This is a genomic window from Acinetobacter sp. YH12211, assembly GCF_013418015.1.
GTDB lineage: Bacteria > Pseudomonadota > Gammaproteobacteria > Pseudomonadales > Moraxellaceae > Acinetobacter > Acinetobacter towneri.
This window is the reverse complement of the sequence record NZ_VPCW01000054.1, coordinates 1-6838: the sequence shown is the minus strand read 5'-3', so window position 1 is coordinate 6838 and position 6838 is coordinate 1. Positions and strand designations below refer to the sequence as shown.

The 6838-nt window shown below is 43.9% G+C and carries 7 protein-coding genes and 2 pseudogenes; 2 read left to right on the top strand and 7 right to left on the bottom strand.

Annotation, left to right across the window (positions count from 1 at the left end):
* Nucleotides 1-606: 606 nt before the first annotated feature.
* From FTU98_RS13585 to dfrA1, 5 genes and pseudogenes are all read right to left on the bottom strand, one after another.
* Nucleotides 607-978 (bottom strand): hypothetical protein, encoded by a 372-nt coding sequence (locus FTU98_RS13585; protein ID WP_000119696.1) that lies wholly within the window; start codon nt 976-978, stop codon nt 607-609.
* A 60-nt stretch (nt 979-1038) separates the two neighbouring features.
* Nucleotides 1039-1536, bottom strand: a complete 498-nt coding sequence (locus FTU98_RS13580) for a hypothetical protein (protein ID WP_001444089.1) — start codon at nt 1534-1536, stop codon at nt 1039-1041.
* A 28-nt stretch (nt 1537-1564) separates the two neighbouring features.
* A pseudogene (gene aadA1, locus FTU98_RS13575) lies at nt 1565-2400 on the bottom strand (ANT(3'')-Ia family aminoglycoside nucleotidyltransferase AadA1).
* A gap of 57 nt (nt 2401-2457) precedes the next feature.
* Complete coding sequence (gene sat2, locus FTU98_RS13570; protein ID WP_000704156.1) at nt 2458-2982, bottom strand: streptothricin N-acetyltransferase Sat2; 525 nt, start codon at nt 2980-2982, stop codon at nt 2458-2460.
* Between the two features lie 94 nt (nt 2983-3076).
* Nucleotides 3077-3550 carry a trimethoprim-resistant dihydrofolate reductase DfrA1 gene (gene dfrA1, locus FTU98_RS13565; RefSeq protein WP_000777554.1) on the bottom strand — a complete coding sequence of 158 codons (474 nt, stop codon included), beginning with the start codon at nt 3548-3550 and terminating at the stop codon, nt 3077-3079.
* A gap of 331 nt (nt 3551-3881) precedes the next feature.
* Between dfrA1 and intI2 the strand changes: the two are divergent.
* Nucleotides 3882-4859: pseudogene (intI2, locus tag FTU98_RS13560) on the top strand (class 2 integron integrase IntI2).
* Between the two features lie 187 nt (nt 4860-5046).
* Here the strand turns inward: intI2 and FTU98_RS13555 are convergent.
* A complete protein-coding gene (locus tag FTU98_RS13555) occupies nt 5047-5286 on the bottom strand; it encodes a BrxA family protein (protein WP_001353740.1) in 240 nt (79 codons plus the stop codon).
* Between the two features lie 530 nt (nt 5287-5816).
* On the opposite strand from FTU98_RS13555, the gene FTU98_RS13550 reads away from it, so the two are divergent.
* Nucleotides 5817-6137, top strand: a complete 321-nt coding sequence (locus FTU98_RS13550; protein WP_079267340.1) for a hypothetical protein — start codon at nt 5817-5819, stop codon at nt 6135-6137.
* A gap of 608 nt (nt 6138-6745) precedes the next feature.
* On the opposite strand, the gene FTU98_RS13545 is transcribed toward FTU98_RS13550, so the two are convergent.
* Nucleotides 6746-6838 (bottom strand): transposase domain-containing protein (locus tag FTU98_RS13545; protein ID WP_179993438.1); only part of this gene is annotated, 93 nt, incomplete at its 5' end.

The window sequence follows — 6838 nt, the reverse complement described above, 5'->3', positions numbered from 1 at the left end:
TTCGCAAGAGATGCGATGGATGTCTGATGATTTGTAGTCATAAATTTTAGTCCCCACTTGTTTCTAAGTGGGGACTAAATTAAGGCTTATAGGATGAATTCAGAAGGTGTGTTCAGCGGACGCTTACCGACTTCATCAACTTTTTTGCTTTCCAACTTGTCACAAAGTGCATAGGCAAGAGCTTTGGCGGCAGACACGTGCGTTTCCTCTTAAACATAGGTCGAACGGATACCCGAGGCAAAGCGGAGCATTAGTCCCAAAGCATCTCCGGTAGATCCGGAGGCTCCATACTGAAGGCATGGCATCTTGGGCATTGATATTTGAAACTTCTCTCTAGATAGCAGGGATTTCTTGGCCTTGCCTCATGCTGATAGCTTGTAAATATCACACGATCCTTAGCCCCACAAAGTGAGCATACTCCGTAGCTTTCATTTATAGAAATCGTCGTTAGATTGTCGCAGCATGTGCACGTTCCGACTATTTGCTCAGGAAGCATCGCCATACCTTGGCCTAGGTAAAGAAGATCAGACTCGTAGCCACATCGGTGGCAACTGAGCTTGTACGCAATGCCCATCTGGTTGTCTCACCTGAATCGTAACGTCAGAGCTATTCATCCATCCATTCGGCATCAATGTATGCCACTAAGCCGACCAGCTGACCGTTTGGACTGAAGTATGTTGCCTGCACCCCACTTGACATCTCATCAATACCACCGCACTGCGCTAGGCGCCGGTCCCACTTGCCCACAGAAGCGTCAGGATCGGCTGAGTTCCCCAAGACCCTTGTGAGCCATGCCTCCTTTAACTCAACCTCTCGAATGATTGCGTCGGCCAGCTCCTCCGCGTTATCTAGTTCGACATAGTCTGGAATTCGGACGTACGTTCTGAACACAGCTGGATACTTACTTGGGCGATTGTCATACATGACATCAACAATGTACCCGTTTGTGTAACCGTCTCTTGGAGGTTCGTATGACACTAGTGGTTCCCCTCAGCTTGCGACTAGATGTTGAGGCCTAACATTTTATTAGAGAGCAGGCTAGTTGCTTAGATACATGATCTTCAGGCCGTTATCTGTCAGGGCAAGCGAAAATTGGCCATTTATGACGACCAATGCCCCGCAGAAGCTCCCATCTTTGCCGCCATAGACGCCGCGCCCCCCTTTTGGGGTGTAGAACATCCTTTTGCCAGATGTGGAAAAGAAGTTCGTTGTCCCATTGTTGGCAATGACGTAGTAGCCGGCGAAAGTGCGAGACCCATTTGCGCTATATATAAGCCTACGATTTCCGTTGCGACTATTGTCGTAATTGGATGAACTATTATCGTAGTTGCTCTCAGAGTTGTCGTAATTTGATGGACTATTGTCGTAATTGCTTATGGAGTTGTCGTAGTTGCTTGGAGAAATGTCGTAGTTGGATGGGGAGTAGTCATAGGGAAGACGAGCTTCATCCACTAAAACAATTGGCAGGTCAGCAAGTGCCTGCCCCGATGCCATCGCAAGTACGAGGCTTAGAACCACCTTCAACAGATCGCGCATAGTCTTCCCCAGCTCTCTAACGCTTGAGTTAAGCCGCGCCGCGAAGCGGCGTCGGCTTGAACGAATTGTTAGACATTATTTGCCGACTACCTTGGTGATCTCGCCTTTCACGTAGTGAACAAATTCTTCCAACTGATCTGCGCGCGAGGCCAAGCGATCTTCTTGTCCAAGATAAGCCTGCCTAGCTTCAAGTATGACGGGCTGATACTGGGCCGGCAGGCGCTCCATTGCCCAGTCGGCAGCGACATCCTTCGGCGCGATTTTGCCGGTTACTGCGCTGTACCAAATGCGGGACAACGTAAGCACTACATTTCGCTCATCGCCAGCCCAGTCGGGCGGCGAGTTCCATAGCGTTAAGGTTTCATTTAGCGCCTCAAATAGATCCTGTTCAGGAACCGGATCAAAGAGTTCCTCCGCCGCTGGACCTACCAAGGCAACGCTATGTTCTCTTGCTTTTGTCAGCAAGATAGCCAGATCAATGTCGATCGTGGCTGGCTCGAAGATACCTGCAAGAATGTCATTGCGCTGCCATTCTCCAAATTGCAGTTCGCGCTTAGCTGGATAACGCCACGGAATGATGTCGTCGTGCACAACAATGGTGACTTCTACAGCGCGGAGAATCTCGCTCTCTCCAGGGGAAGCCGAAGTTTCCAAAAGGTCGTTGATCAAAGCTCGCCGCGTTGTTTCATCAAGCCTTACGGTCACCGTAACCAGCAAATCAATATCACTGTGTGGCTTCAGGCCGCCATCCACTGCGGAGCCGTACAAATGTACGGCCAGCAACGTCGGTTCGAGATGGCGCTCGATGACGCCAACTACCTCTGATAGTTGAGTCGATACTTCGGCGATCACCGCTTCCCTCATGATGTTTAACTCCTGAATTAAGCCGCGCCGCGAAGCGGTGTCGGCTTGAATGAATTGTTAGGCGTCATCCTGTGCTCCCGAGAACCAGTACCAGTACATCGCTGTTTCGTTCGAGACTTGAGGTCTAGTTTTATACGTGAACAGGTCAATGCCGCCGAGAGTAAAGCCACATTTTGCGTACAAATTGCAGGCAGGTACATTGTTCGTTTGTGTCTCTAATCGTATGCCAAGGAGCTGTCTGCTTAGTGCCCACTTTTTCGCAAATTCGATGAGACTGTGCGCGACTCCTTTGCCTCGGTGCGTGTGCGACACAACAATGTGTTCGATAGAGGCTAGATCGTTCCATGTTGAGTTGAGTTCAATCTTCCCGACAAGCTCTTGGTCGATGAATGCGCCATAGCAAGCAGAGTCTTCATCAGAGTCATCATCCGAGATGTAATCCTTCCGGTAGGGGCTCACACTTCTGGTAGATAGTTCAAAGCCTTGGTCGGATAGGTGCACATCGAACACTTCACGAACAATGAAATGGTTCTCAGCATCCAATGTTTCCGCCACCTGCTCAGGGATCACCGAAATCTTCATATGACGCCTAACGCCTGGCACAGCGGATCGCAAACCTGGCGCGGCTTTTGGTACAAAAGGCGTGACAGGTTTGCGAATCCGTTGCTGCCACTTGTTAACCCTTTTGCCAGATTTGGTAACTATAATTTATGTTAGAGGCGAAGTCTTGGGTAAAAACTGGCCTAAAATTGCTGGGGATTTCAGGAAAGTAAACATCACCTTCCGGCTCGATGTCTATTGTAGATATATGTAGTGTATCTACTTGATCGATCAGGCTTTTGTATATCTCCCCACCACCTGAAACAATGACATGATCCGTTATTTTCTTTAGGTTGGTTAAAGCATCTTTAATTGATGGAAAGATCAATACGTTCTCATTGTCAGATGTAAAACTTGAACGTGTTACGACCGCATACTTTCGGTTGGGTAATGCTCCCATTGATTCAAAAGTCTTGCGTCCAACCAACAGCCATTGGTTATAGGTAATAGCTTTAAACAGGAGCTGTTCACCTTTGGCACTCCATGGAATATCAGGGCCATTCCCGATAACTCCATTCTTCGATATAGCTACCATTAGTGATAGTTTCACAATTCTTCCTCAGAGGTTAACATTTTATTAGTAAGCATGCTCGTTTTGTCACCCGCTGATGCTTACCGTTAATTAATATAATCACTTGTATTAAATAGACTTTCTTTAAAAATACAAGACACTCTGTTATTACAAATCGTGCATGCCGTCTATCCTGCTTGCACGATGCACATTATCTCACCCAAAGAACTCATAACATTTTAATTTATTTAGCATTAAATTAAAACTCTACCGGTAAACAAGCATCTCTAGGCGTAAAAAACAGGCACTTTTTTAAATCCCAGCTAGAATAGGCTGTATAGGCAGACAGTTGCAAGACAAGGAGCGTTTTATGTCTAACAGTCCATTTTTAAATTCTATACGCACGGATATGCGACAAAAAGGTTATGCGCTGAAAACTGAAAAAACTTACCTGCACTGGATTAAGCGTTTTATTCTGTTTCACAAAAAACGTCATCCTCAGACCATGGGCAGTGAAGAGGTCAGGCTGTTTTTATCCAGCTTAGCAAACAGCAGACATGTAGCCATAAACACGCAGAAAATCGCTTTAAATGCCCTAGCTTTTTTGTACAACAGGTTTTTACAACAGCCGTTGGGCGATATTGATTATATCCCTGCAAGCAAGCCTAGACGGCTACCCTCTGTTATCTCTGCAAATGAAGTGCAACGCATTTTGCAGGTTATGGATACTCGCAACCAAGTTATTTTTACGCTGCTGTATGGTGCAGGTTTGCGCATTAATGAATGCTTGCGTTTGCGGGTTAAAGATTTTGATTTTGATAATGGCTGCATCACTGTGCATGACGGTAAGGGTGGGAAAAGCAGAAACAGCCTACTGCCCACGCGCCTAATCCCAGCAATAAAATAACTCATTGAGCAAGCGCGGCTTATTCAGCAAGACGACAACTTACAAGGCGTAGGGCCATCGCTGCCTTTTGCTTTAGATCACAAATACCCTTCTGCTTATCGACAAGCGGCGTGGATGTTTGTCTTTCCCTCCAGCACGCTCTGCAACCACCCGTATAACGGCAAATTATGCCGCCATCATCTGCATGACTCCGTTGCGCGAAAGGCATTGAAGGCAGCCGTACAAAAAGCAGGCATCGTTAGCAAGCGTGTCACTTGTCATACATTTCGTCACTCGTTTGCTACGCATCTATTACAAGCGGGGCGTGATATTCGCACTGTGCAAGAACTCTTAGGGCATAACGATGTTAAGACCACGCAAATCTATACGCATGTGTTGGGTCAGCATTTTGCCGGCACCACCAGTCCTGCGGATGGACTGATGCTACTTATCAATCAGTAAAAGTAGATAAATATCTTTATGTAGCCCTGAGTAGCCCCTGATACTTTTTATGGTGAAAAAGATAAACAATCATAGAGGGGATAAATATGAGCCAGTTCTACCATTGTTCAGATAAGTTTAAGCAAGATACTGTCAATCACAGTGACCATTCATGGTCATTACACTTCCTCCAGTTGCCAGACAATGCCTAACATAAAAACGCAAAAGCCCAAAAGTCAGAGCTTAGGTGTTCTAGGCGTTTTCTAAGCGCTGAAGAAATACGTCTTACCGTAGATTGCGTGCGTTTCTGAAGCACATTTTCCTTATACATGGCTTTATCCCAGGCAGCTTCATCAAGCTCTTGGAGTAACAAGCCAGTAATAATGCGACACTCTCGGGTTTGTAGCGAGCCGCTGGTGAGATCGGAGTTATAGCGGAAAGGGGTCATTTGTAATTATTTGTGGGTGGAGGATAGTTAACTTATTATTGTAGTTGGAAGAGGCTGCTTTCCAAACATTAGCACCTCGTAATGCTTGTTACTGTATATTAATTTATGCTCTTAGCGCATGTTAATGGGCTATTACAATGCATAATGTCCACATCAAGATAACTGTGGCTTAACACCTGTACAAGCGAAAAAAATCAATCACCTGTCCGGAAATACGGGATCACTGTAAAGTGTTGGTGAGGCAGTCTAGGAGGGGGATTTAATTTGGGATACTGATGAAAGGATTATGATCAGTTGGATATAGGATCGTACTAAGCTGAGCGGCAGGTTAGCTAGATTAGTTAACCAGATAAGTGAAATCTAGTTCCAAACTATTTTGTCATTTTTAATTTTCGTATTAGCTTACGACGCTACACCCAGTTCCCATCTATTTTGTCACTCTTCCCTAAATAATCCTTAAAAACTCCATTTCCACCCCTCCCAGTTCCCAACTATTTTGTCCGCCCACACTTAGATACAAAGGCCTTATATTGGAAAATAAGCATTATGTTCAAAATCCTGAAATTTATGATCGCATAGGAAATTCATGTATTCCTCAAGAATTTAAAAACAAATTTAATAAATCTAATGAAGAATTAGTCAGATTATTTTTACCAGAAATAGATATTCTCCTTGAGAAATTTGGCCTAACTATTCCTTATCAAATAGATGTATTAAGTAAAATAGCAGATACTATTTGTACAAAAAATAGATATAACCTTATGAAATGTATTGAGAAATATAGAGATAAGAATAAAGAGATACAATCTCAATGGAAACAGACTTTATCTGAATACTTTGTTGATAGGTAATCATTGCTCGACATAAAATCTCTTATCCACGCTTCACAATAACTGGATTTTTCCACTAATTCACTGTCTATTTAACATAATGGTGCTTATACGCAATACACTTGTATATTAATATAAAAATCAGATACTTATTTAAATCATAAAAATCCAAAATGCCCAAAAAGCCGACTTTGAAATAGTCGGCTTTTTTGTGAGCGGTTTTGATATTTTTTGCCAACAGTTTTGCTTAAAAAACACTCAAAACAGAAAATCACCTACAATCTATAAGGCTTTCAGCCTGAAAAAAATCCACAATTTCTGCGGATAAATCTGGGGGCTATTTTTAAGCCAGTTTTGTACGCTTTGACGTACAGTAATTTAAGGAATCTGCTTCTAGCTGATCAAAGCGTTATTTCTTATGATGAAGTCATAGAGAGCAGGAAGCTCCAAACAATAAGAATAAGAAAGATCAGCACAAGGATGGTTAGGTACGACAGGAGTTATACCTTGCAACCAAACACGAAAAACCCCGACAGGATGTCGGGGTTTTTTATTGCTTATCTTTAAACGTATATTTTAATTAATGTTAAATTTAATCGTAAGCGTCCGCTGAACCCCATGCCTATTTTTTAATTCGATTTAGGTTTCCAGCGGTGTGGTAGCAATTCTTCAATCTGAGTCACTTTATGTGTCGGCAACCTTTTCAGCACATCACTTAAATA

Coding starts and splice junctions, on each gene's coding strand:
- FTU98_RS13555 (WP_001353740.1), bottom strand. CDS start 5,286: ATGACCCCTTTCCGCTATAACTCCGATCTCACCAGCGGCTCGCTACAA.
- sat2 (WP_000704156.1), bottom strand. CDS start 2,982: ATGAAGATTTCGGTGATCCCTGAGCAGGTGGCGGAAACATTGGATGCT.
- FTU98_RS13580 (WP_001444089.1), bottom strand. CDS start 1,536: ATGCGCGATCTGTTGAAGGTGGTTCTAAGCCTCGTACTTGCGATGGCA.